The 24,720-nt window shown below is 35.7% G+C and carries 18 protein-coding genes and 1 pseudogene; 11 read left to right on the top strand and 8 right to left on the bottom strand.

Translation table 11 applies throughout. The features are described 5' to 3' along the window. Positions 1-68: 68 nt before the first annotated feature. Positions 69-1,439, bottom strand: coding sequence for a prephenate-dependent tRNA uridine(34) hydroxylase TrhP (gene trhP / locus IE155_RS13155; protein WP_189378703.1), 1,371 nt, complete (start codon positions 1,437-1,439; stop codon positions 69-71). A gap of 241 nt (positions 1,440-1,680) precedes the next feature. On the opposite strand from trhP, the gene IE155_RS13150 reads away from it, so the two are divergent. Continuing rightward, complete coding sequence (locus tag IE155_RS13150; RefSeq protein WP_189378702.1) at positions 1,681-2,523, top strand: HDOD domain-containing protein; 843 nt, start codon at positions 1,681-1,683, stop codon at positions 2,521-2,523. 251 nt (positions 2,524-2,774) lie between these two features. Here the strand turns inward: IE155_RS13150 and IE155_RS13145 are convergent, their stop codons facing one another. Next, on the bottom strand, positions 2,775-3,788 hold the full coding sequence (locus IE155_RS13145; RefSeq protein ID WP_189378701.1) for a LacI family DNA-binding transcriptional regulator: 1,014 nt from the start codon (positions 3,786-3,788) through the stop codon (positions 2,775-2,777). A 230-nt stretch (positions 3,789-4,018) separates the two neighbouring features. Here IE155_RS13145 and pgi point away from each other — a divergent pair, with 230 nt between their 5' ends. The 5 genes and pseudogenes from pgi (at position 4,019) to IE155_RS13120 (ending at position 12,260) form a co-directional block, all read left to right on the top strand. After that, positions 4,019-5,665 carry a glucose-6-phosphate isomerase gene (gene pgi, locus IE155_RS13140; RefSeq protein ID WP_189378700.1) on the top strand — a complete coding sequence of 549 codons (1,647 nt, stop codon included), beginning with the start codon at positions 4,019-4,021 and terminating at the stop codon, positions 5,663-5,665. Positions 5,666-6,114: 449 nt separating this feature from the next. Beyond that, positions 6,115-8,769 carry a TonB-dependent receptor gene (locus tag IE155_RS13135; protein ID WP_189378699.1) on the top strand — a complete coding sequence of 885 codons (2,655 nt, stop codon included), beginning with the start codon at positions 6,115-6,117 and terminating at the stop codon, positions 8,767-8,769. A 147-nt stretch (positions 8,770-8,916) separates the two neighbouring features. After that, entirely contained in the window at positions 8,917-9,636 is a 720-nt protein-coding gene (locus IE155_RS13130) for a SapC family protein (protein WP_189378698.1), read from the top strand. An 11-nt stretch (positions 9,637-9,647) separates the two neighbouring features. After that, the gene (locus IE155_RS13125; protein WP_189378697.1) at positions 9,648-10,667 is read left to right on the top strand and encodes a cupin-like domain-containing protein; all 1,020 of its coding nucleotides are present in this window, start codon (positions 9,648-9,650) and stop codon (positions 10,665-10,667) included. Positions 10,668-10,700: 33 nt separating this feature from the next. Beyond that, a pseudogene (locus IE155_RS13120) lies at positions 10,701-12,260 on the top strand (tryptophan halogenase family protein). 31 nt (positions 12,261-12,291) lie between these two features. Here the strand turns inward: IE155_RS13120 and IE155_RS13115 are convergent. Then, positions 12,292-13,392 (bottom strand): sulfotransferase family 2 domain-containing protein, encoded by a 1,101-nt coding sequence (locus IE155_RS13115; RefSeq protein WP_189378696.1) that lies wholly within the window; start codon positions 13,390-13,392, stop codon positions 12,292-12,294. A gap of 223 nt (positions 13,393-13,615) precedes the next feature. On the opposite strand from IE155_RS13115, the gene IE155_RS13110 reads away from it, so the two are divergent. From IE155_RS13110 to nagP, 5 genes are all read left to right on the top strand, one after another. Next, positions 13,616-16,282: a beta-N-acetylhexosaminidase gene (locus tag IE155_RS13110; protein WP_189378695.1), complete on the top strand. Its 2,667-nt coding sequence runs from the start codon at positions 13,616-13,618 to the stop codon at positions 16,280-16,282. Positions 16,283-16,491: 209 nt separating this feature from the next. Further along, positions 16,492-17,385 (top strand): N-acetylglucosamine kinase, encoded by an 894-nt coding sequence (gene nagK, locus IE155_RS13105; RefSeq protein WP_189378694.1) that lies wholly within the window; start codon positions 16,492-16,494, stop codon positions 17,383-17,385. Positions 17,386-17,416: 31 nt separating this feature from the next. Beyond that, positions 17,417-18,415: a glucosamine-6-phosphate deaminase NagB-II gene (gene nagB-II, locus IE155_RS13100; RefSeq protein ID WP_189378693.1), complete on the top strand. Its 999-nt coding sequence runs from the start codon at positions 17,417-17,419 to the stop codon at positions 18,413-18,415. Continuing rightward, positions 18,415-19,551: an N-acetylglucosamine-6-phosphate deacetylase gene (nagA, locus tag IE155_RS13095; protein WP_189378692.1), complete on the top strand. Its 1,137-nt coding sequence runs from the start codon at positions 18,415-18,417 to the stop codon at positions 19,549-19,551. Before nagB-II ends, nagA begins: the two co-directional genes overlap by 1 nt. A gap of 68 nt (positions 19,552-19,619) precedes the next feature. After that, the gene (nagP, locus tag IE155_RS13090) at positions 19,620-20,912 is read left to right on the top strand and encodes an N-acetylglucosamine MFS transporter NagP (RefSeq protein ID WP_189378691.1); all 1,293 of its coding nucleotides are present in this window, start codon (positions 19,620-19,622) and stop codon (positions 20,910-20,912) included. Positions 20,913-21,604: 692 nt separating this feature from the next. Here nagP and ccmE read toward each other — a convergent pair. From ccmE to ccmA, 5 genes are read right to left on the bottom strand one after another with little or no spacing between them, the layout of a single operon-like run. Further along, a complete protein-coding gene (gene ccmE, locus IE155_RS13085; RefSeq protein WP_189378690.1) occupies positions 21,605-22,090 on the bottom strand; it encodes a cytochrome c maturation protein CcmE in 486 nt (161 codons plus the stop codon). Continuing rightward, positions 22,087-22,326, bottom strand: coding sequence for a heme exporter protein CcmD (ccmD, locus tag IE155_RS13080; protein ID WP_189378689.1), 240 nt, complete (start codon positions 22,324-22,326; stop codon positions 22,087-22,089). Before ccmD ends, ccmE begins: the two co-directional genes overlap by 4 nt. After that, positions 22,326-23,072: a heme ABC transporter permease gene (locus IE155_RS13075; RefSeq protein WP_189378688.1), complete on the bottom strand. Its 747-nt coding sequence runs from the start codon at positions 23,070-23,072 to the stop codon at positions 22,326-22,328. Before IE155_RS13075 ends, ccmD begins: the two co-directional genes overlap by 1 nt. A 1-nt stretch (position 23,073) precedes the next feature. Beyond that, positions 23,074-23,802 (bottom strand): heme exporter protein CcmB, encoded by a 729-nt coding sequence (gene ccmB, locus IE155_RS13070; RefSeq protein WP_189378687.1) that lies wholly within the window; start codon positions 23,800-23,802, stop codon positions 23,074-23,076. Positions 23,803-23,825: 23 nt separating this feature from the next. Continuing rightward, positions 23,826-24,467, bottom strand: a complete 642-nt coding sequence (gene ccmA, locus IE155_RS13065; protein ID WP_189378686.1) for a cytochrome c biogenesis heme-transporting ATPase CcmA — start codon at positions 24,465-24,467, stop codon at positions 23,826-23,828. Positions 24,468-24,720: the final 253 nt, after the last annotated feature.

Raw genomic sequence — 24,720 nt, 5'->3', positions numbered from 1 at the left:
AAATGTAATAAAAGCTGTGCTATTAATCACATCACAGCTTTCCATTGCTATAAAATACCTAGTAAAAGTTACTTTTTATTCTGTATAAATGGTTGGCGTGTTGTGCCATCTTCGTCCAAATAACGCATGATTATGCCAAATTTAAGATCTAGTGAAGTGTCTAATTTAATAAACACTTTATAACCAGAGCCTTTAGCATCATTAACTAACTCTTTTTTTTGATTTTCCATATGCTTCAGAATAAAACTAACATTACCTTCAGGTGTCATAAGCTCTAATCGATCTCCAATGAGAAACTTATTTTTTACATCAACTTCAATTAACTGAGTATGTTCATCTCGCCCAACAACTTCTCCAACAAATTGTTGAGTGTCACTTTTTGAATAGCCATAATCATAATTTTGGGTATCGCTAGGACGATGTCGTTGTAAAAAACCTTCGGTATAACCTCGATGAGCTAGGTGCTCTAGATCTGTATTTAGTTGTTGATTAAAAGGTTTATCTGAAATAGCGTCTAAAATGGCTTGGTTGTATATCTGGGCAGTACGGGCACAATAATAAAATGATTTGGTACGCCCTTCAATTTTTAACGAATGTACCCCCATTTTTACTAAACGTTCTACATGCTCAACAGCTCGCAAATCTTTAGAGTTCATTATATATGTGCCATGCTCATCTTCAAACGCGGGCATATACTCACCAGGACGACCTTGTTCTTGTAATAACACAATATCCTCAACGGGCTTAGTGTCTAAATGAGTCTCTGGTGTATAAATTTCGATAGGTTTAGTTGCTACGACATCGCCGGTTTCAGTTTCTGTTGCTGCGTGTGTATCATACTTCCAGCGACAAGCATTTGTACATGTACCTTGATTAGGATCGCGTTTATTAATGTATCCTGATAATAAACAGCGACCTGAATATGCCATGCAAAGTGCGCCATGAACAAATACTTCTAATTCCATTTCAGGACATCTAAAGCGAATTTCTTCAATTTCGTCAAGTGAAAGCTCTCGCGATAGTATCACACGTTCAATTCCTTGTTGATGCCAAAATTTAACGGTAGACCAATTCACTGTATTTGCTTGGACTGATAGATGGATAGGCATTTCTGGAAATTGTTCTCGCACCATCAGTATTAAGCCAGGATCTGACATAATCAAGGCATCTGGCATCATTTGGATAATTGGTGAAATATCTTTAATAAAGGTTTTTAATTTACTGTTATGAGGAGCGATATTATTAACTAAGTAAAACTTTTTTCCTAAAGCATGTGCTTCATTGATACCAATTTTTATATTACTTAATGTAAATTCATTATTTCGTACGCGTAAGGAATATCTAGGTTGGCCAGCGTAAACAGCATCAGCGCCATACGCAAAAGCGTAGCGCATGTTTTTAAGGCTGCCAGCCGGAGATAACAATTCAGGTTTTAACATAAAGCTATAATATTAAACAGTAGAGAAAGCAAAACTATAACAAAAGTTAATTGGCAAAAATTAGGAGTAGATCAAAGTTTATATAAATAGGAGGTAAAAGCTTATATTTTTATTTGTTTTAAATTTTTATCGGTATATATTTCTTAAGTGATATTAATAATTAAATTTTTAAAATTAATATATATATTTGAAATATATATGCTATTTTTTAAAGTAACATAATAGATAATTAGGTATGCTAATGGGAACAGAGAACGCACTTTATACAATACTTGTCGAAAAAATTAAGCAGGATGCTTTAGTTTTACCCACTTTACCAGAGATTGCGCTTAAAGTGCGTGAAGCTGCAGATGATCCCGAAGTAAATCTTCACAAAATGAGTGATATTATTGGCCATGATCCCGCTTTATCAATGGGGATTTTAAAGGTTGCTAATAGTGCTATTTTAGGACGAAGTGTTAAAGTTGAGACAGTTAATCAAGCCGTCACTCGTATCGGATTGAGACAAATAAAAAGTATTGCAACTGCAATGGCATTAGAACAAGTGTTTGTGTCTAAAAATGAAATAGTGGCGATGTATTTAAATAAGTCATGGACAAAAACAGTTGATGTAGCTTCGGTGGCTATTGCATTAATGACATTTTTTCTCAAAGAACATAAACATACATCTTTAGCCTTAGATACATTAACTTTAGCTACTTTAGTTCATAATATCGGGATATTGCCTATTTTAACTGAGGCTGAAAACCATCCTGATGTATTTGCTAATCCAACGTTTTTACAGCAAGCAATTATCAAATTATCAAGTGATATAGGTGCGGAAGTGACACGAGCATGGGGCTTTAGCGAAGAATTCACTAGCTTAGTTCAAAATTGGAGTGATTTAACGGTATTACCACATGATGTGCATTATCTCGATTTTATACGTGCAGGCGCGATTTATCATAATATTTTTAAAAATGAATCAACCAAAAAAGTTTTGCTAAAAAGCTATGTAAATAAAGGCTTAATGCCAGATATTGATTTTATGCAAACCCCTGAGTTTTTAGACATGGTTGCGGATGTGAAAACAATGTTTAATTAATCTCAAATATTACTTAATTGTCTTTATATTTATAGCAAGATTAATGGGTAGTTAATATTTTAGGTTTAATGGTCATTAATTAAGTGATATCTGTATTATTGCAATAAAAAATCATTGAAATAAGCAGTTTAAGTAAAGATACTAGGAGTTTTTGTCATAAACTGTAGATAATATCTATCAATAATTAAAGTTTGATAATGTGTTGTCTATAACAATATGGTTAAAGACAACACTTTTTATTTATTTGCACATTATTGCTGGCTGGTTGAATCCCTTACAATAAGTTGAGGGGTATATTGTGTTGTAATGTTTTTGAGTGGTTGTTTACGAGAAGTCGCAATTAATAGATTTGCCGCATTCTCTGCTATTTGAAGTGTAGGTTGATCTGCTGTTGTCAACCTTGGCCAAGTTTGACGAGAAAATGGGCTATTTTCGAACCCTGTAATTGAAAGTTCCTCCGGTATTGCAACCCCCATTAAACGTGAAGCAAATAAAGCCCCAGCAGCGATTTCATCATTACAAGAAAAAATAGCAGAAGGTTTTCTTGAAGATGTCAACAGGTGTTTTGCCCCATTTACACCTGACTCAAATGAATACGTGCCTTGTACAATAAGTTGTTCATCAATCGGAATGTCGTTATTTTTAAGTGCCTGTTTATAGCCTTTTAAACGCTCAACTGTTGACATATGTTCAGCTTCCCCAGCGATAAAACCAATATCTTTATGACCTAAATCAATAAGGTGTTGAGTTATACAAAGAGATGCTTCAAAGTCATTAATCATAATGCATGGTGCTAAATCATCAGGCTTTTCGTTGCCTGACATTATTCGAACTATATCTACGTCTAATGCTAATAAATGTTGAACAAATTCAGGATTTTCTGAGAAAGGAGGGGTAAGGATCAACCCCGCTATGCGAGAATGCTTGATCATATTTGTAATAGATTCGAGTAAGTCGTCTGATTTAGCACTACATGGATGAATGAGTAGCTCAAAGCCTAATTTTTTACATGCTTGCAATATACCATTTTGCATATCAATAACATAATAAGCATTAGGGTTGTCATAAATGAAAGCGATACTATAAGCTTTAGAGCCGGCTAAATTCCTAGCAGCCAAGTTAGGTTGATAATTAAGCGCTTCTACAACGGCCATTACTTTTTCACGCGTCGGTTGTCTCACCGAAGGTTCATTATTCATGACTCTTGAAACTGTTTTTATTGAAACGCCAGCTTGCTTGGCAACGTCATTTATTGTCGCTTTCATCTATTTTTATAACCTTAAATAGGATTTGATTATGGTACATTCCCCTATACGTGGCGTTAGGGCACTATAGAGTATGTTTTTATCGAAAGTTCAGCAACCACTAATTAGACTTGTGTAGAAACAAGTGCATTTCATCTGCGGCAAAGAAAAATATTTAATAATTGACAGCGTTGTCATTTTTAAATATCTTGATAGATAACAATAGCAAAATTAATGCACTAGGAACCGTTATGTCAAGTCGTCAATCATTAGATAGTTGGAAGAAATTGGTTAGTTTGGCTAAAGAAAAACAATCGCAGCATATGAATGATCTTTTTGCTGAAGATACGCAGCGTTTTGACAAATTTTCAATTGAACTACCTAAAATGTTACTAGATTATTCGAAAAACTTAATCGATAGTGAAGTAATGACTGCACTTTTTTCATTAGCAAATGAATGTGAGGTTACCCAGTGGCGTGAAAAGATGTTTGCTGGAGAAAAGATCAATAAAACAGAAGAACGAGCAGTATTACATACGGCCTTGCGTAGAAGTAGTAAAGCGCCTTTGTGGGTTGATGGTGAAAATGTAACATTAAGCGTCGCCAATCAGTTAGCTAAAATGGAAGAGTTTGTCGATAGTGTGAGGCAGGGGCATTGGTTAGGCTATTCCGGAAAGCGTATTACAGATATTGTCAATATTGGTGTTGGTGGCTCAAATCTTGGCCCTCAAATGGTTACAGAAGCATTAAAACATTACAGTGATAATAGTGTGAATGTACATTATGTTTCGAATGTTGATGGTGCTCAAATAGTTGAAATACTCAGACCTTTGGATCCGGAAAAAGTACTCTTCATTGTATCAAGTAAAACATTCACTACCACAGAAACAATGACAAATGCCAAAACGGCTATCAAATGGCTAACGGCCTCCTCATTTGACGATAAGTCAGTTGCAAAGCATTTTGTAGCGGTAACCGCGAATAAAGAGAACGCCATGTCATTTGGGATTGAAGCAGATAATATCTTTGATATGTGGGATTGGGTTGGAGGTAGGTTTTCATTATGGTCAGCTATCGGTTTAGCTATAGCACTTGATTTAGGTTTTGATAAGTTTAAAGAGTTACTTGATGGTGCCAATGAGATGGATCAACATTTTGTTGATGCACCATTGGAAAATAATATGCCTGCGGTAATGGCATTATTAAGTGTTTGGAATACAACATTTTTAGGGGCAAGATCACAAGCCATTTTACCATATGATCAAACTTTGCATATGCTGGCTGCCTACTTACAACAAGCTGAGATGGAAAGTAATGGTAAGTCGGTGTCTTGGGATGGTAATGAAATAGATTATCCAACAGTTCCTTCAATTTGGGGGGAATTGGGCATTAATGGTCAGCATGCTTTTTATCAATACTTACATCAAAGTAACAATGTAGTACCTGCAGATTTTATTGGCTCGGTCGAAAGTGTGACGCCAGTACAAGGGCATCATGAAACCTTAATGTCGAATTTTTTTGCTCAAACACAAGCATTAATGACGGGGGTTAATGAAGCTCAAGTACGTGAGGACTTGAAAGCTAAAGGTCGTACTGATGAATACATAAATAAAGTTGCACCTCATAAAGTTCATAAAGGTAATAGGCCGACAAATACACTATTGCTAAAACGCATAGATCCTAGAACTTTAGGTAGTTTAATTGCATTGTATGAAAATAAAATTTTTGTCCAAGGAATTATTCTACAAATATGTTCCTTTGATCAATGGGGCGTAGAGCTTGGCAAAGGACTGGCTGCAAGTATTCAAGCTGAACTTGAAAGTGATGATATTTCAAAATCACACGATTGTTCCACAGCACATTTAATTGCTTATTATAAAAATGCAACTCGCTCATAAAAACTATCTTAATTTGTACCCATTTTAATGTGGAATGTTATATTTAAATTCAAACGCCTGATATATTTCATCAGGCGTTTTGTCTTTTAGTTATGTATGCGCTTTCAAATTATTTATCGTTACGTTAATCAGATTAGATCATAGAGATGAACAGAAAATTTTTATGTGTATTTTTTTATTTATTCTCTCATAGTGAATATTCTTTCACTTATAACATAGTAAATACGTCTTATTTCATAAAATTTTTTCTATATAAATTTTATTTTAATACATAGACTTAAAGTTTTTAGTTAGGTTTATTTTAGATATTGACTAGCCATTATACTTTTTTTTGTGTATGGTTTTAGTCAACCCATGACAACGCTGTCATTACTTATAAAGACAGCGCTGTCTTATTTAGGTTGTTAAACTATAACTATATTTTACAAAACGTGTGTAAGGGAAAGTCGATGTCATCTATAACATTTAAAAAAGGCGTTTTAGCGAGCACTATCGCTATGGTCCTTGCAGGTGGGGCAACACCATTTGCAATTGCAGCAGAAGAAGCTGCGGATCAAAAAACAGAAGTTATTGAAGTTCGTGGAATCCGTGGTTCTTTAAAAGAAAACATTAATGCAAAACGATTTGCTGATAGTGTTGTTGATATTATTACAGCAGAAGATATTGGTAAGTTTCCAGATAAGAACGTTGCTGAAACATTATCTCGTATCACTGGTGTTGCGGTAAGTCGTGAGTTCGGTGAAGGAGAGAAAATCTCTATTCGTGGTGCTGGGCCAAAATACAATAGAACTCTATTGAATGGTCAAACGGTTGGCACAGCAGATTGGTTTATTTTAGATGAAGCGAACCGAAGCTTTAACTATACGATGTTACCTTCTGTAATCGTTAAAGGATTAGAAGTACATAAATCACCCACTGCCAGTCTTGAAGAGGGTTCATTAGGTGGTACTGTGATTTTACAAACTCGTCGTCCTTTAGATATGGATGCGAACACCGTTAGTTTATCTGCTGAAGCACAATATTCAGACCAGTCTGGAGAAACAGATCCTCAGCTTGCTGGAATGTATTCTTGGAAAAATGAAGATGAAAATTTTGGCTTTATGGTTTCTGCTGTACAACAAGATCGTACACTTGAACGTCAAGGTTTAGAGATTTTAGCATGGGATGAAGGTGATGATGGTTATAGTATCCCTCGTAACATCGGTGCTCCACGTTTCTTACAAGATCGTGAACGTTCAACTTACTTTGCAACTTTACAATATGCGCCTACTGATGATTTGGTAATGACTTTCAATGCCCTTTCTTCAAAAATGGATGTTGATAACCAAAATGCTAACTTATTAAATTTCCCTACAGCAAACAGAGCTGAAGCTATTGCAAATGCGACAAATGTTGTAAATGGGGCTATTTTAGCAACATCAGATGATGATGGTCGTGCGGCGTATAACTTTATCAACCGTGTTTCAAGCACTGAAACGAAACAATTTCATTTAGATGTTGATTATACTACTGATAGCTATACGTTGAATTTTGAAATAGGTACGACTAAAGCTGAAGGTGGCACATTACGTGAAACATCATGGGAATATAACGCTATGACCGCGGGATATGATTATGATCTTACGGGGACTCCTACAGTTGATTTTGGTGTTGAACCATCAGATGGTGAAAACTTTACAGCTGGTTGGATCTGGGGTGGTTCTAAACCAGGAACAGATGAAGAAGACTTTGTTCAATTAGACCTAACTTTACCAGTTGATTTTGGTGTATTCACTGAAATTAAAACAGGTATTAAATCTCGTTCAGCAGAACGTACCCAAGGTCGTCATGCTTATAGCTGGCATGCGTCACAAGATGTTGATCCAAATTCAGATTGGAATGGCACAATGTGGACTATTTTCGAAAACTGCCCAACATTAGCTGACTGTGGCTTAGACGCATTAGGTGCTGTAAATGTTGATGTTGCTGCTGGTGGTAATATTACAAGTCAATTAGCTCATAACCGTGCTGTAATGGAAGAAATGGCATTTGGTCCAGGTTCTGCTTACGCGATTCACGATAACTTAGGTGAGATTTGGGCTGTAGAAGAAGATATCCTTTCGTTATACGTTCAAGGTGATTTTTCTGGTGATGGTTTCCGTGGTAATGTTGGTGTACGTTATGTTTCTACAGAACAAACATCTTCAGGTTATAACTATTCTCAAGACTCTTCAGGCTTAAAAACATTAAATGGTAACTGGTTAAATCCAAGTGAATTAGAGTGGGTTTCTCAAGAAAATGATTATTCTGAGTTTTTACCTAGCTTTAACATTGCTTTAGATATTGCTGAAGACCAAATTTTCCGTATTGGTGCTGCTCGTGTGATGTCTCGTCAAAATTGGCAAGATATTTCAGGTAACGAATCAATGGGGTCATTATCGACAACGCAAAAGAATACTGGAACACGGGGTAACCCACAGTTAAGACCGACAATTGCAAATCAATTTGATATGTCTTATGAGTGGTATTACAGTGATGCATCTATGTTTGCTGCGACATACTTTGTTAAAGATATTAATACACTAAGAACAAGTTCGGTTGATATTCAAGATCGTTACTATGAGCAAGAACAAGCGTGGGTTCCAGTTGAATTTACTCAGCCTGGTAACGGTTACGGCGGTCTAATTGATGGTTTAGAATTTAGTATTCAGCATGACTTTGGTGGATATGGTATTACAGCTAACTACACATATACGAATACCAGCACAGATGAAGAGCGTGACCCAGCGAAAGTGGGTTCTGGCTTAATTGAAGGTACTTCACAAGATATGCTTAACCTTTCTGCTTACTATGAAAACGATACATTTGGTGCTCGCATCATGTATAACTACCGTAGTGAATGGTATAAAGGTCAACATTTCAACGGTGATGAGCTTTATAATGATGATTTCGGTCAATGGGATGCTAGCGCAAATTGGAATTACAATGAAAACGTAACTTTCACACTTGAAGCTGTAAATCTTAGCGATGAAGAAATTGTTGAATATAACATTGATAAAGTACGTGTTATGTCAATATATGCTAACGGTCGCCGTTTCGTTGCAGGTGTACGTGTTAACTTTTAGTTAAGAAGTTGATTGTATTATTTATAAAAAGTCGGGCTTAGGCTCGGCTTTTTTTTCCAATAAAGAATATCTATTGGTATAAAAAATTCCGTAAAGCAAGGTATTATTTATACCAATAGGTATCAGTAAAATTTTAGAGGTTTTATTATGACAGCGGTAAATATGGTGCCATTAGATTCAGTTAAACATAAAGACTTACATGTGAATGTTGATCAGAGTTACGGACATGTAAGCAAACAAAATATGGTGCCTCTATTAGCATTTGAGTTTTTACAAGCATCCACTAATTTTCCAATTGTGTTTGTAAAGCAGCAAGAAACGGGAAAGTTTAAAAGTGTCGCATTATTAGGATTAACAGGGGAAGAGAATTTAATTTTTTCTGAAGGTAAAATACACAGTAATTACATTCCTGTAAATGTACGCCGTTATCCGTTTGCTGCCGCAGGAAAAAATGCACAAGAAAGTGAAATGGTTTTGTGTATCGATGAAAATAGCGCGTTATTAAATAAATCTGAAGGTGTTAAAATTTTTGAAGGAGACGGAAAACCTTCTAAAGCAACGCAAGAAGTAAGCGATTTTTTAGCTGACATTTTAGCAAAAGATGCAGCGACAGATATTTTTATTGAGTTTTTACTTGAGCATGATTTATTGCAAGCAGCAGAAGTTAAGTTTCAGCTAGGACAAGAGGATGATCTAAAAATAAATGGGCTTTATAAAGTTAATGAGGAGGCCTTAAATGATCTTCCTGATGAGATAGTGTTGACCTTATATCAACGTCAATATTTTGCGGCTATTTATTCTCATTTAGCGTCATTGAATCAATTCAATCGCTTATTGCAAATAAAAGCTGGTTTTAAGCCTCAATAAGCGAATTATTTATGAGTGTTATGGCCCTCAATAGTATTAATAGCTGGTCAAATGTTACAGAAGACATTTTTAACCAAGAAATTTTGCCATTAAATCAACCTGCAATTCTTAAAGGGCTTGTTAGTCACTGGCCTGCGGTTGAAAAGGCTAAAAAGAATAACGAAAATTTATATCAATATTTTAGTGAGCTGTATGTGGGGGGCGATGTTCGTTTTGCTCGTATACCCGCTAATGAACAGGGGCGTTTTTTTTATAATAAAACAATGTCTGGTTTTAATTTTAAGCGAGAAATAGCTCCTTTAGATAAATTCTTTCTAGAGGTACTGAGCAATAGTTTACAACAGCATGCTGATGTACTTGCTTTACAAAGTGCTCCAATTGATGATTATTTCCCTAAGTTTGCAGATGAAAACTCTTTTGAGCTTTTTGATAAAAATGTGCCTCCACGCATTTGGATTGGCAATAATGCGGTAGTTTCCGCTCATTATGATGATGCTGAAAATATTGCTTGTGTAGTAGCAGGCAAACGAGTTTTTACTTTATTTCCTCCTGAGCAAATCGATAATTTGTATATTGGACCTATGGATTTCACTCCCGCAGGAGCTCCACTAAGTTTAGTCGATTTTAACAAGCCAGACTTTAATAAATACCCTAAGTTTAAGCAAGCGCTTGAACAGGCTTTTACAGCTGAGCTTGAACCTGGTGATGCTATATATATACCGTCATTGTGGTGGCACCATGTACAAGCTGTTGGTGGTGTTAATGTATTAGTTAATTATTGGCAAGGCGGATCAATTAATGGTCATAAAAAACCTGTGCCGGCTGATACGTTGCTTATGGCAATGTTATCAATAAGAGAGTTACCTTTAGCACAAAGGCAAGGTTGGAAAGCCTTTTTTGATTATTATATTTTTTCAGACCAAATCGATAAACATCATCATGTTCCTGATGAAGTTAAAGGGATATTAGCCCCCTTAGATGAAGAAACGCAAAAAGCATTGAAAAAGTGGCTGATCAGTCAACTTAAATAGTGACTGTTGATAAGCACGTAAGGCCAAATTTTTATGGAGATTATAATGAATAAAGCAATTCATAATATAGTAGTTGTGGGTGGTGGTACTGCTGGCTGGATTTCAGCAGCAATGTTAGCAAAAAAACATTGTGGGAACAAAAACTCTAAGATAACTGTCACCTTAATTGAATCTGATCAAATACCAACCATAGGCGTATGAGAAGGTACATTTCCTACAATGCGTAAAACCCTTAGTTCAATTGGTATTTCAGAAACTGATTTGATAAGACATTGTGATGCTACTTTTAAGCAAGGTGCTAAATTTGTAAGTTGGCGGCTCAATGACCGAAATGAGTTCTATTATCACCCGTTTAATGTGCCTAGTGGTTACGGGAATTTTGATCTAACAGCTTATTGGCAAAAAACTGAAAATCATGAAAAGTACGGACGCTTTGCTGAAGCAGTCGATTTTCAAGATCAGATTTGTGAAGCAGGACTTGCTCCAAAAAAAATAACTACCCCAGAATATCAATCCGTACTGAATTATGCATACCACTTTGACGCAGTGAAAGTGGCTAACTTAATTAAAGAAAAAGCAATTTCACTAGGTGTGAATCATGTTATTGATAAAGTAATGGATGCTCAACTTAATAAAGGTGGATACATTGAAGCTGTACACTGCGAAAAGTCGGGCGTAATCAAAGGGGACTTTTTTATCGATTGTTCAGGCTTTGCAGGTATATTGATTGATAAAACTTATAAGATTCCATTCATTTCGGCTAAAAAATATTTGTTTAATGATTTTGCCATCGCAGCTCAGATACCGTATGACGAAAATGAGAATATAGCCTGCCATACTATCGCAACGGGTCAAAAAGCAGGATGGACTTGGGATATTGGATTAAGCTCTCGTAAAGGAATGGGCTATGTATATTCTAGTGCTCACACTAGTCATGAAGATGCTATTAAAACATTTGCTGAACATATTGGGCCTAAAGCAGAAGGTTTAAGTTTTAGAAATATTCCTTTTAAATCTGGTTATCGCGAAAAATTCTGGCATAAAAACTGTTTAGCTATTGGTTTGTCGGCAGGATTTCTTGAGCCACTAGAAGCATCTGCGTTAATTTTGGTAGACAATTCAGTTGAATGGGTAAGTGAACGTTTACCTTCTGATTTTAAACGGATGGAAATAATATCAAAACAATTTAATCGTGGGTTTATTAAAAAATGGGAAGCAATTATTGATTTTTTAAAGCTACATTATGTATTTTCTGAACGTACAGATGAAGCATATTGGCTTGATAATATTCAAAAAGAGACAATGTCTGATCGATTACAAGACTTACTTGAGTTATGGAAGTACCATCCCCCCCACTTTAATGATACTGATTCGCAATTTGATGTTTTTCCGCTAGCGAGTATTCAATATGTTTTATATGGCTTAAATTTTAAAAGTGATATAAGTTCACAAAGCCACCTTTATCAAAGTGATATGTTAGCTCAGAAACATTTTCAAAATAACTTGAAAATGTTAGAAAAAATAAAAAGTAGTCTACCTAACCATCGTGATTTAATTGAAAGTATTAAAAAGTACGGCTTGCAAAAAATCTAGTGATTTGAAAAATATTGATAGAATAGGGTGATCACCACTTGATCACCCCCTTTTTTATCATATCGTCTTGTTGTAATGCTTGAGCCATTACTGATGTCAGTGATAGTTTAATTCGAGGCTGTCCAATGGCTAAGCCCATTGATGGTTTAAGTGTAGCTTCATCTATTATTCGAGCAACAGCTATGATTTCATCAATGGGAGAGTTCTTTTTCACCTGCTTAATTTGTTTGGCAAATTTTGTTCCTTTAAAGTAAATTCCAACAGAGTTTTTAAATAATTTCATCCAATTTTTTGCGTATTCACGACCAGAGGCCGTCGTTTTGTGAAGATATGTATTGAGAGTCATGAAGAAAGTTAAGTTTTCTTCAATAAAGGTTCTATCATTTAGTTCGATATCTAAAATACAATTCCACATTGTGTAAGGAATAATAAAATCTAAACGGCCACCTTGATATTTTATTTTATTAATCGCTAGCTTTTGCGTACGATTAATTAATTTAGTATGACAATGTTGATACAACTTAAGGTCTAAGTGGTTATGTTTTAGTATTCTATCATGTAATTCTGTGGGGATTTGATTAGTACTGGGGCGATTAATTGTTGCGCGCTTTACCTCAATTGTTTCTGGCCATTTAAAATCACCAACAGAACTAAAATAACTTAAAGAACGATCGAATTCTTCGAATATCCCAACATGAATATCTAACTCATCAATTAAACTAATAATTTCGTCAGCACGTTGCTCGGTTAAAGTTTTTTCTGAGTAGATACGTTCTCCATTTAAAAATTTAAGCATATAATTTGCAGTTTGAGGGTTATCAATATACTCAGAAAAGTCTTTGGGTTGGCTTGTAAGGAATCCCATAAATTCAATATTTTTTCTAATGTAATAATATTCAGAAATAAGCCTATCTACAGGATGTCGAAGCATCATGAAAATAAATTCATTTTTATATTGTTCAATATTATTTTTATCGAATATATCACCACAAGTAGATGTCTTCGTTTCAAAGTCTAGGTGACGGTAGTAATGATCTAGTGGCGTTTGCCACTCTGTACCTTTCATAACGCAATTTATACTTGTACCACCCGTTTTGGGAATGTGAATAAATATTGGTTGTTGTTTAACCATAGAATAAATCCCTATGAAAAATTATGGGTGTAATTTAGTTATTAGAATAATAGCTTTATTTTTGAGTATATCGTATAAATTTGATGATAAAACTATCCCTAAATTCACTGACTGCTAGCCTTGTAGTATATTTATTTTGACAGCGCTGTCAAATCTGCTAAGGTTATCATGAACTTTATCGATTGAAATAATAAATTTGGTTTAAATTACTGAGTAATGACAAATGAATAAACATATAAAAATATTGATCTTAGCGAGTTTAAGTACATTATGGGGTTGTAGTGAAGTAGCAAAAAATAGTTCAGCTTCAAAGAAAAGTGAAGGTGTTATTATTCAACCCATTACTCAGAAAAGTATTGATAATATTGCTGAAAATTTAATAGTTAAATATGAACTTATTAGTAATCAGCAAAAAGAGAAATGTGATAAAAACCAACAAGGTGGTTTATGCTTTGAAGCACAACTATCACTCACTGCTAAAACGAAAATTGATGTTGCCAATTGGAAAATATTTTACAGCCAAATAGCACCTTTGCATAACTTTGATAGTGATGAATTTGTACTGAAACATATTAATGGTGATTTACACACTATTTCACCAAGTGAAAAATTTTCAGGGTTTAGCAAGGGTGAAACTAAAGTCATTGTTTTTAGAGCTGGTTATTGGTCTCTTGCTGAATCAGACATCATGCCAAACTATATTATAACCAGTGAAAGTCTAACAGCTAAGGTCATTGAAAGTACTCGAGCCGAAATTGACCAAGATACTGGATTAGAAATAGTACCTTACGTTGAAAGTTATAGTGATTATCAAAAACACTTTCAAAGAAGTTCAGCAGACAGCACACCTTGGAAATCTCCACGTGATTTTTATAAAGATAATAGTAAGTTAGGTAAAGAGCTACTCGATGTTAGCAATGTTATTATTCCAACCCCTAAATCAATGGTTATTGATAACGCTTCAGCTCAGCTAAATTTAGCAAAGGGTTTAAATATAACGTTTAATAATGTCGAGCCGTCCTCAGTTCATGTTGCTTTAGCAAGACTTGAAAGCTTTGGCATTAAGCAATCAAAACAAGGGATACCTATATCCCTTTCTCTCTTTAAAGATAAAACATTAGTTAATGGTCACTACCAGTTAATTATAAATGAACAGGGAATTAACATTAAAGGCGCTGATATGAGTGGTGTCTTTTATGGCTTGCAGTCATTAGCAAGCTTAGTGTCTTTAGATCATCAGCTTGTTTCATATATGACAGTGATAGATGAACCATTATATGAATTTCGTGGCATGTTAGTTGACACCGCTAGAAATTTTCGAAGTAAAGATTTTATTTTTAAGCTATTAGATCAAATGGCTGCTTACAAACTAAATAAACTTCATCTACATATGGCTGAAGATGAAGCATGGCGATTAGAAATACCTGGTTTACCTGAGTTGACAGACGTTGGTAGTAAACGTTGTTTCGATTTAACCGAACAGCATTGCTTAATGCCACAATTAGGTGCGGGGGTTGATCCAAATAGTAGTGTCAATGGCTACTATAGTGTAGCTGATTACAGTGAAATATTGAAAGCGGCAACAGCACGACATATTCAAGTTTTACCTTCATTGGATATGCCAGGACATTCCCGTGCAGCAATTAAAGCAATGGAAGCTCGATATAATAAATATAGTGAACAGGAAGACCAAGAAAAAGCGGAACAATATTTATTACATGATCCTAATGACTTGACTAAATACTCTTCTGTACAATTTTATAATGATAATACGATTAACGCTTGCCAAGAATCCTCGTATGCATTTGTTGAAAAAGTAATGAAAGAAGTGCAACAAATACATATTAATGCAGGACAACCATTAACTCGTTATCATATTGGCGCGGATGAAACCGCAGGTGCTTGGTTAGAATCAGATGTATGTAAAGCTTTTATCGCGAATAATGATAAAGGTATTACAGATATGAAACAGATAGGCGCTTACTTTATTGAACGTGTAGCGAACATGCTAGCTGATATGGGAATAGAAACGGCGGGTTGGAGTGACGGGTTAGAGCATACCAATAAAGATAATATGCCTGCTGTTGTGCAAGCAAATGCATGGGATCATTTGCCTTGGGGTGCACACACAAAAGTGAATGAGTTAGCTAATCGTAATTGGCAAGTGGTGAATTCGACTCCAGATGTTACCTATTTTGATTTTCCTTATGAGGCCGATCCTAAAGAACATGGCTATTATTGGGCATCACGTAAAACAAATACAGAAAAAGTCTTTCAATTTATGCCTGAAAACCTACCTGTACATGCAGAGTTTTGGTTAGATAGAGAAGATAATCCGTATGTGGCAGATGATACTAAACAGGTTGATGAACAAGGTAATGTCATTAGTACACCACTAGAGCAGGGAAGAAAGTTTTTCGGGCTACAAGGGCAGTTATGGGGCGAAAATCTTAGGTTGGATACTATGGCTGATTATAAAATTTTTCCTAGAATAATTGCTTTAGCAGAACGGGCTTGGCATCTAGCTGATTGGGCCGTACCTTATAATTATGATGGCTTCAAATATAGTCAAGAAACAGAAGTATTCACTAAAGAGATGCAAACTCAACGAGATAAGCAGTGGACTTTATTTGCTAATGCTATAGGGCAAAAAGAGTTTCCTAAATTATCTTTGGCGAATATTTTTTACCGATTGCCTACAGTCGGTGCGGTAATAAAAGAGGGTAAATTGCACGCAAATACCGCATTCCCAGGAACAGCAATTGAATATAAAGAAAAGGACGGTAAGTGGACACTATATTCTCAACCGGTCTCTGTAGATGGAGAGATACAACTACGTACAATAAGTGTTGATGGTAAGCGAAAAGGCCGAACAACAATATTACGTTAAGAATAAGTCAAAAGATCGCAAGGCTGATTTAATTAATTTACTTAATTAAATCAGCCGTTTGAATTTAAATTCTTTAATATTAGATAAAAATTCAGAATAAACATAAAAAAACAAATGACAACGCTGTCATTTATCGTTAAGATGAAAACAGATTAAATTTGATAACTTAATTTTAGTTATCACTGAATGAATGTGAACATGAGGTTAGCATGTCAAGTAGCAGTGACAAGAAAGAGTACTTTTTAGGAATTGATGGTGGTGGTAGTAAGTGTAAAGCCATTATTGTGTCTAGCGATAATGTAATACTAGGCACGGGTATTTCTGGTCCTGCAAACCCTTTACATGGATATGAACAAGCAATTAACTCTATTACTGAATCAGCCCAATTGGCATTAGCCGATGCAGGGTTAACTGGAATTGGTCTTGAAAATATTTATGCTGGAGTTGGCTTAGCTGGAGTTAATTTACCCGTATTATTTGCAAAAATGTCTCAATGGGAGCATCCATTTAAGCAAATGTTTCTCACAACTGATTTACTTATTGCTTGTTTAGGAGCTCACGAAGGGAGTGATGGTGCTGTTATTATTTCGGGTACCGGTTCTTGCGGTTTTTCTTATGTTGCTGGCCATCCATATACGTTAGGTGGGCATGGATTTCCACATGGCGATAAAGGGAGTGGCGCTTGGTTTGGTTTTCAAGCGGCTAACCATGTTTTAATGTCGTTAGATGGTTTAGTTGAACCTTCAAGTATTAATGATAAATTATTAACACTACATAATGTAAAAGAAGGGATTGACCTCGTAGAAATTATTGCAGGAAAACCAGCCGCGTTTTATGCAAAAATGGCTAATATAGTGTTTGATGCTGCAGAAGAAGGTGATGTAGTTGCCAAGAAAATAGTTGAAGAAGGTGCTGGTTATATTAGTAATGTTGCGCGACAATTGCTTTTGCAAAATCCACCACGTATATCGCTAATTGGCGGGCTGACGCCTCGATTAAAACCTTGGTTAGATCAAGAAATACAAGATAAGTTAGAAGAGCCTATTAGCCCACCAGAAATAGGCTCTATATTATTCGCCCAGCAACAACTCGCTTTGCTGTAATAAATTTAGAATTGAATTAAGTAGGTTAAATATGTCACAAACAATTATGGAACAAGAAGCTAAACAAGCACCTTCGGTAATTAAGGGGCAGCTTGCTGCTAACAAAGATCTTGTTCAATCTATTGGCGAAAAATTACGTCAATTTGACCCTAAAATGGTGATGATTATAGGTCGAGGTTCATCTGATCACGCAGGTGTTTTTGGTAAATATTTAATTGAGATTGAAGCTGGGGTACCTACATTTGCTGCTGCTCCTTCTGTTTCTAGTGTGTATGGTAAGCAGCTTAAACTTGAGCAAGCTTTAGTTATTGTTATCTCACAATCAGGTCGAAGCCCTGATATTATAGCTCAAGCAGAAATGGCTAAAAAAGCAGGTGCTTACTGTATTGCGTTAGTTAATGATGAAACATCACCTTTAAAAGATATTGTTGATGATGTTTTACCACTTAAAGCAGGTGAAGAGGTTTCTGTTGCCGCAACGAAAAGTTATTTAGCAACATTATCAGCATTATTACAATTAACTGCCTATTGGACAGAGAATTCAGATTTAATTTCTGCATTAGATACCTTGCCAACGGCTTTACAAACTATTATCGACTCTGAGCCTCAGTTAACGTCGGCAGCAATTACTGGCGTTAAAAATATGGTTATTTTAGGACGAGGCTTAGGCTACGCTGTATCGAAAGAAATGGCACTTAAATTAAAAGAAGTGAGCAGTATTCATGCTGAAGCTTTTAGTAGTGCTGAATTTTTACATGGTCCTGTCACTTTAGTTGAGCAAGGCTTAGCTATTTTAAATTGTGCTGTTGAAGATGAAAGTGCGGCTTCTCATCAAGCTCAAATTGATGAAGTAGGGCAACGTGGTGCTGACCTTGTTCACCTTAGACAAACAGATAAAAATGTTCATCCTCGTCTAGCGCCATTAGTAGTTTTACAACGTTTTTACTTAGATGTGGCAGAAGTTGCAGTAACGCGCGGCTTTAACCCTGATGAGCCTAAAGGCCTTAAAAAAGTGACACGGACAGTATAATGAATAAGTTACGCCTACATGCCACGCGGTTATTTGATGGACATAATTATAGTGATGACCAAGTATTAACTGTTGAAGATGGCAAAATTACTGCTATTGATAATAATACTGCTGATGTTGATCAGGTGTTAGTAGGTTTAACTGCTCCAGGTTATATCGATTTACAGGTTAATGGTGGTGGTGGTGCTTTATTTAATGACTCTCCCTCTTTAGATAAAATTAAACGTATCATCACTGCCCATTCTCAATTTGGCACAACAGCCATGTTACCAACCTTAATTACAGATAAAATTGAGGTGATGTCGCAAGCTGCTGATGCCATGGCTCAAGCAATTAAAGAAAATGTGCCAGGTATTTTGGGTATTCATTTTGAAGGGCCTCATTTATCTGTCGCTAAAAAAGGTGCACATACAGCAGGTTTTATTCGTCCGATTTCTGAGGAAGAATGGCAAATATTATCGAGAAAAGACATTGGGCAAATATTAGTAACATTAGCCCCTGAGACTGTTTCTGCTAGTGATGTACAGCGAATGGTATCGTTAGGAATAAAAGTTTGTTTAGGACACACAAATGCGGATTACAAGACTGCGCAAGCTGCTATTGATGCTGGTGCTGATGGTTTTACCCATTTATTTAATGCCATGTCGCCTATTCAAGGTAGAGAACCTGGTGTAACTGGATGTGCTTTACTCAACGATAATGCTAGTTGCGGTATTATCATTGATGGCCATCATGTCGATTATGCCAGTTGTAAGCTGGCATTAAAAACCAAGCCGGCTGGTCGTGTTTTTTTAGTCACTGATGCAATGCCTCCTGTTGGTACATCAGAAACGCAGTTTGCCTTTTTTGATCGCACCGTTTATTTAAACGACGGTAAATTAACATCTACTACGGGTGAATTGGCAGGTTCGGCATTAGATATGGCTACTGCGGTTGCTAATACGCATATTGGTTTAAATCTTAGCCTAGATGAAGCAATAAGAATGGCAAGCTTATATCCGGCCAGATATATTAATCAAGAACATTTACGTGGAACGTTAAGTGTAGGAATGCAGGCTGATTTCGTTGTGCTTGACGAGCAGTTAAAGGTACAGTCAACTTGGATAGCCGGACAAGCTGTTTATTCAAAAAATTGAGTTAAGTTAAATCAATTTACTATTAAAAAAACTATAACTATAAAGCGATTTATGAGGAAACTATGGATATGACTATTACAGATGAAAAGCAGCAAAGTAGCTTGTTGCCTATGGCAATAGTTGCGATACTCTTTTTTATTTTAGGGTTTGCAACTTGGCTAAATGGCTCTTTGATGCCTTACCTTCAACAAATACTGCAACTCTCTCCCTTTCAAGCATCGTTAATTATTTTTTCATTTTATATTGCGGTGACATTTACAGCATTACCCTCGGCTTGGGTTATTCGTAAAGTCGGTTATAAAAATGGTATGGCATTAGGTATGGGGGTGATGATGGTCGCGGGATTATTATTTATTCCTGCTGCTGAAACTCAAGTATTTGCATTATTTTTATTTGCACAGTTAGTGATGGGGACAGGGCAAACGTTACTTCAAACAGCTGTTAACCCTTATGTTGTTCGTATTGGGCCAGAAGAGTCTGCTGCCGCTCGTGTTAGTGTTATGGGTATTCTAAATAAAGGCGCAGGTGTTGTTGCTCCTATGGTATTTACCGCACTTATTTTAAGTAATTTTACTGGCACTGTTGGTACAGAATTAACGCAAGCTAAAATAGATGAAATGGCTGATAGTTTGGTTCTTCCTTATTTAGGAATGGCGTTATTTATTGGTTTGCTTGGTCTTGCTGTGAAAATGTCTCCTCTACCTGAGCTTGAAAAAGAGAAAGAACAGGCAAGTAGCGAAGGGCAACTTAAAGAGGCATTAGCAACTCCAAGTTTAGCATTAGGTGTGGTAGCGCTATTTGTTTATGTTGCTGTAGAAGTTATAGCAGGTGATACAATAGGGACTTTTGCTTTGTCGTTAGGTGTTGAAAATTATGCGGTAATGACATCATATACTATGATTTGTATGGTGCTAGGTTATACCTTAGGCATTATTACTATACCTCGATTTGTTTCTCAACCAACGGCGTTAATGATTTCTGCCGTTTTAGGAACATTGCTCACATTATTAATTATTTTTGGTGATAGCAGCTCATTTGTGATTGCTAACACCTTATTAGTACCTTTTGGCGGTGCACAATTGCCTGATACTTTATTATTGATTGCTCTTTTAGGGCTAGCGAATGCCATAGTGTGGCCGGCTGTTTGGCCATTGGCATTATCAGGTCTTGGTCACTTAACCAGTACGGGGTCTGCCTTGTTAATTATGGGAATTGCTGGTGGAGCTTTTGGTCCTTTATTTTGGGGTATCGCTAGTGGCACTTCTTTAGGTCAGCAGGGAGCTTATATTGTTATGTTACCTTGTTATCTTTTTATTCTATTTTATGCCATTAAAGGGCATAAAATGAAATCATGGAAATAATTTAAAATATTTTGCTAGGTGTCTTTGGTTATAAACTGTAAGACTCTAGCTACACAAAATTACTGAAAAGTAAAAAGTCTCACTTGTTGAGGGTGCGTTAAACGATCTTATTTGATCGACCCTAGATCTAGTATCTAGGGTTTTTTTTTGTCTATTCTTCAGGATATAACAGCGAAAATTAGCTGAAATAACGTTTAAAGTTGGGTAAAATTATTTGCACATCAGTGTTTCCAGGCAATTATATTTTTAGACATTGGTTATAATCACTTTAATCGTTAGCGGTCCTTTTTAGTGAAGTCACTGAACAATACTAAATGGCATTTCAACCTCTATATCATCGTTTTCCGCAACATATCAACGTGTCATTTTACACTATTATAATATTAAGCCATTCCCTTTTGATAAAAGTAAAGTTTAGTAGTTATTGATTGAAATGTTGATAGAAGAAGCGCGGATATTAGATAAATTTTATTTTGATGTTGTTGCTTTAAAACTCACCATAAGAGCAATTTCCTGATCAATACTAATTAAGTTGATGTGATGTTTGAAAAATAAAATAGGGTGGTAATTCATAGCTAGTTTCTATAGCTATGAATAAACCAATAACTTTGTATAGATAATTAACCTGTAATCTCATGCAGTATTGTTGTTAACAGCCCTATTATGTTTTCTTAATATAACTATTTTACAGGTTAATATTTGTTATTAAGTTGCTCTTCGGAATATTCTGGAATTTTATGACCTTCACCTAAAGATTCAGCAATTTCTTTTGGCATATAGTTTTCGTCATGCTTGGCAAGTACCTCACTCGCAGTGAGTAATCGCGATTCTGTTAAAATACCATTAGCAATAATACCTTGTCCTTCACGAAATAAGTCAGGAAGAATACCATCATATTTTACTCTTATCATTTCGCCTTTATTAGTGAGATCAAATTGTACTTTTAAGTTATCAGGATCTCGTTTAACACTGCCGGGTACAACTAGGCCTCCTACACGGATACGTTGTCCTATAATAGGTTTAATGCCTGAATCATCTTTACCGTTAATAATTTCACTAGGCGTATAAAACAGATCTATATTTTGACTTAGTGCATAAAGAACTAAACCTGTAATCACCCCTATTGCGGTGATAATAGATACAATGATAGTTAGTCGCTTCTTACGACGTGGATTCATGAGCTAACCTCTTTAGATTTACTGGTAGATATGGATTCTTTCTGTAATTGAGCTGCTTTTTTTAATTTTTTTTCACGTAGCTGGCGTTTAATAATGGCATTTTTGACTTGTTTATTCTTGCGTTTACTCGAATATATTAAAGCAAATAATAAGGCGAAGGTAATACCAAATGATAACCAAACATAAAAGCCATGGGTGCCCATAGCAAGAAAGTCATTTAAATTAGTAAATTGCATTATTTTTTCTCACTTAATTCTGCCACAGATTTAACCCATGGGCGCATTGCATTTCGAGATAATACCTCAGTACGAAAGCGAAGTGAGATTATCCAGCCAAGAAAACAGACAAAACCAAAAAAACAAACTAAAAAAGGCCAGTACATTTCAGAAGCCATAGATGGAGCGCCAAGCTTAGTGACGGTTTGGCCTTGATGTAGTGTATTCCACCATTCAACAGAATACTTAATAATGGGAATATTAATAACTCCAACAAGTGTTAATATACTGGCAGCTTTACCGCCTTGGGATTTATCACTAAAAGAACTATGAAGGGCAATAACGCCTAAGTATAAAAATAATAATATGAGTTCAGATGTTAATCTCGCATCCCAAATCCACCAAACGCCCCATGTAGGTCTGCCCCAAGCGGCACCTGTAATTAGTGCAATGGCAGTGAAAACAGCGCCAACTGGTGCTATAGCTGCAACAGAGGCATCAGCTAATTTTAACTGCCACACTAAACCACAAAATGCGATAACCGCCATTGTTGAATAAATACTTAATGATAAAATAGCAGTAGGTACATGAATATAAAAAATCCTGAAACTATTGCCTTGTTGGTAGTCAGCAGGAACAAATAATAATACCCAAACTAAGCCAATACTTAAGAGTAAAATGGTTAAGTATTTAAACCAAGGGATTAACTTACCTGCAAAGTGATATGACACTTCAGGGTTTGCGTAAGGGTGTAGCCATTTCCACATGTTAGTTTGTACTCACTTTTAATGCGGCAGAAACTGCCAATGGAGTTAAAGTCAATGAACCAATAAGTAATGCACCGATTATAGCAAGTTGTCCGCTATAGGGTAAGTTCATTGCAGCGGTATCAATTGCACTAGTGGCAAAAATTAATACTGGAATATATAAAGGAAGTATTAATAAACTTAATAACACGCCCCCTTTTTTTATGCCTACCGTTAAAGCAACGCCAATAGCACCAATAAAGCTTAATATTGGTGTGCCAATTAATAACGTTAAAAATAAGGCTAGATAACTGTTTTCATTTAAATGAAGCAATACAGCGAGTAGTGGAGCTACAATTATTAATGGAACACCAGTTAATAACCAATGAGCCGCAATTTTTCCCAGTACTAAAATAAAAATTGGGTTAGGACTTAGTAATAATTGCTCTAAGGAACCATCGTTGTAATCTGATTTAAATAATCGATCAAGAGATAATAACGTGGCAAGTAATGCTGCAACCCATATTATACCTGGTGCTATTCGCGCTAAAGTGTTGGGTTCTGGGCCTATACCTAATGGAAATAAGGTAATAACAATAATAAAAAACAGTAAAGGATTAATAATGTCGTCTTTGTGGCGTAACGCAAGGGTGACATCACGTTTAAACACTAAGTAAAACGCTCTATGATAAGGCAATACCCTTGTACTCGCTGTTTGAGTTGTGTTTGTTGTATCGATTAAATCACTCATAATGTTATACGTTTGTACCTTAATTAGAAAAAACGATATTCAAGCGTTATCTTTTGATATAACGAAGGTGCTAGTGATAAATCTTGATGCGTGGTTATGATTACACAGCCCCCACGTTTAGTATGTTCAACAAACAATTGTTCTAGTTTTTCCACTCCCGCTTTATCAATCGCTGTAAAGGGTTCGTCTAAAATCCAAATGGGAGCGTTGCTTTGCCAAAGTTTAGCTAAAGCTATTCTTCTATGCTGTCCAGCACTTAAGTGACTGGCAAGTGCGTCTTCAAAACCTAATAAATTAACTTGAGCTAAAGTGTCTTCTGCATGAGAGGCATCAAGCCCACTTAGCGCGAGATTAAAGGCTAAATTTTCTTCTGCGGTCATTTCACCTTTAACACCAGGTAAATGCCCTAAATATAAAAGGCTTTGATGAAAGTCTTCTTTAATATCATTAATGTTTGTATTATTAAAGAGAACTTTTCCTTCATACGGAGTCGAAAGTCCTGCAAGTATTCGTAATAAACTTGTTTTTCCTGAACCATTCGGCCCTTCTAGTTGCACTATGTCGCCCGCACTGATTGTAAAAGATAAATCTTCAAACAAAATGCGTTCTTCTCTAATACAAGTGAGATTTTTTGCGGCTATAAGTGCTGATGGCATATTTGGCATGAATATTAAATATATTGTCCAACATTAGGTTGAAATTAATTAAAGCTTATTTTTTGAGGTAGTCTACAAGTACTTAAGCTTCATTTTATTGATCTCGATCCTACTATAGAAAAACAAAATATCCTATCATTCGCTTATCAACAATTTACTTCAATACAATTTTCTATGCTTTTTATAATGAAACGCGTTGATAAGTATTGAGATAATTTGATGTAGATAGACTAATTAGGGATTATTAAATGTTAATTATAGC

This window comes from Thalassotalea profundi (assembly GCF_014653195.1).
Lineage (GTDB): Bacteria > Pseudomonadota > Gammaproteobacteria > Enterobacterales > Alteromonadaceae > Thalassotalea_B > Thalassotalea_B profundi.
This window is presented reverse-complemented; position numbering and strand designations above follow the sequence as displayed.

Bases quoted from the DNA above. Each gene is read 5' to 3' on its own strand.
- trhP (WP_189378703.1), bottom strand. From the start codon at position 1,439: ATGTTAAAACCTGAATTGTTATCTCCGGCTGGCAGCCTTAAAAACATG.
- IE155_RS13150 (WP_189378702.1), top strand. From the start codon at position 1,681: ATGGGAACAGAGAACGCACTTTATACAATACTTGTCGAAAAAATTAAG.
- IE155_RS13145 (WP_189378701.1), bottom strand. From the start codon at position 3,788: ATGAAAGCGACAATAAATGACGTTGCCAAGCAAGCTGGCGTTTCAATA.
- pgi (WP_189378700.1), top strand. From the start codon at position 4,019: ATGTCAAGTCGTCAATCATTAGATAGTTGGAAGAAATTGGTTAGTTTG.
- IE155_RS13135 (WP_189378699.1), top strand. From the start codon at position 6,115: ATGTCATCTATAACATTTAAAAAAGGCGTTTTAGCGAGCACTATCGCT.
- IE155_RS13130 (WP_189378698.1), top strand. From the start codon at position 8,917: ATGACAGCGGTAAATATGGTGCCATTAGATTCAGTTAAACATAAAGAC.
- IE155_RS13125 (WP_189378697.1), top strand. From the start codon at position 9,648: ATGAGTGTTATGGCCCTCAATAGTATTAATAGCTGGTCAAATGTTACA.
- IE155_RS13115 (WP_189378696.1), bottom strand. From the start codon at position 13,392: ATGGTTAAACAACAACCAATATTTATTCACATTCCCAAAACGGGTGGT.
- IE155_RS13110 (WP_189378695.1), top strand. From the start codon at position 13,616: ATGAATAAACATATAAAAATATTGATCTTAGCGAGTTTAAGTACATTA.
- nagK (WP_189378694.1), top strand. From the start codon at position 16,492: ATGTCAAGTAGCAGTGACAAGAAAGAGTACTTTTTAGGAATTGATGGT.
- nagB-II (WP_189378693.1), top strand. From the start codon at position 17,417: ATGTCACAAACAATTATGGAACAAGAAGCTAAACAAGCACCTTCGGTA.
- nagA (WP_189378692.1), top strand. From the start codon at position 18,415: ATGAATAAGTTACGCCTACATGCCACGCGGTTATTTGATGGACATAAT.
- nagP (WP_189378691.1), top strand. From the start codon at position 19,620: ATGACTATTACAGATGAAAAGCAGCAAAGTAGCTTGTTGCCTATGGCA.
- ccmE (WP_189378690.1), bottom strand. From the start codon at position 22,090: ATGAATCCACGTCGTAAGAAGCGACTAACTATCATTGTATCTATTATC.
- ccmD (WP_189378689.1), bottom strand. From the start codon at position 22,326: ATGCAATTTACTAATTTAAATGACTTTCTTGCTATGGGCACCCATGGC.
- IE155_RS13075 (WP_189378688.1), bottom strand. From the start codon at position 23,072: ATGTGGAAATGGCTACACCCTTACGCAAACCCTGAAGTGTCATATCAC.
- ccmB (WP_189378687.1), bottom strand. From the start codon at position 23,802: ATGAGTGATTTAATCGATACAACAAACACAACTCAAACAGCGAGTACA.
- ccmA (WP_189378686.1), bottom strand. From the start codon at position 24,467: ATGCCAAATATGCCATCAGCACTTATAGCCGCAAAAAATCTCACTTGT.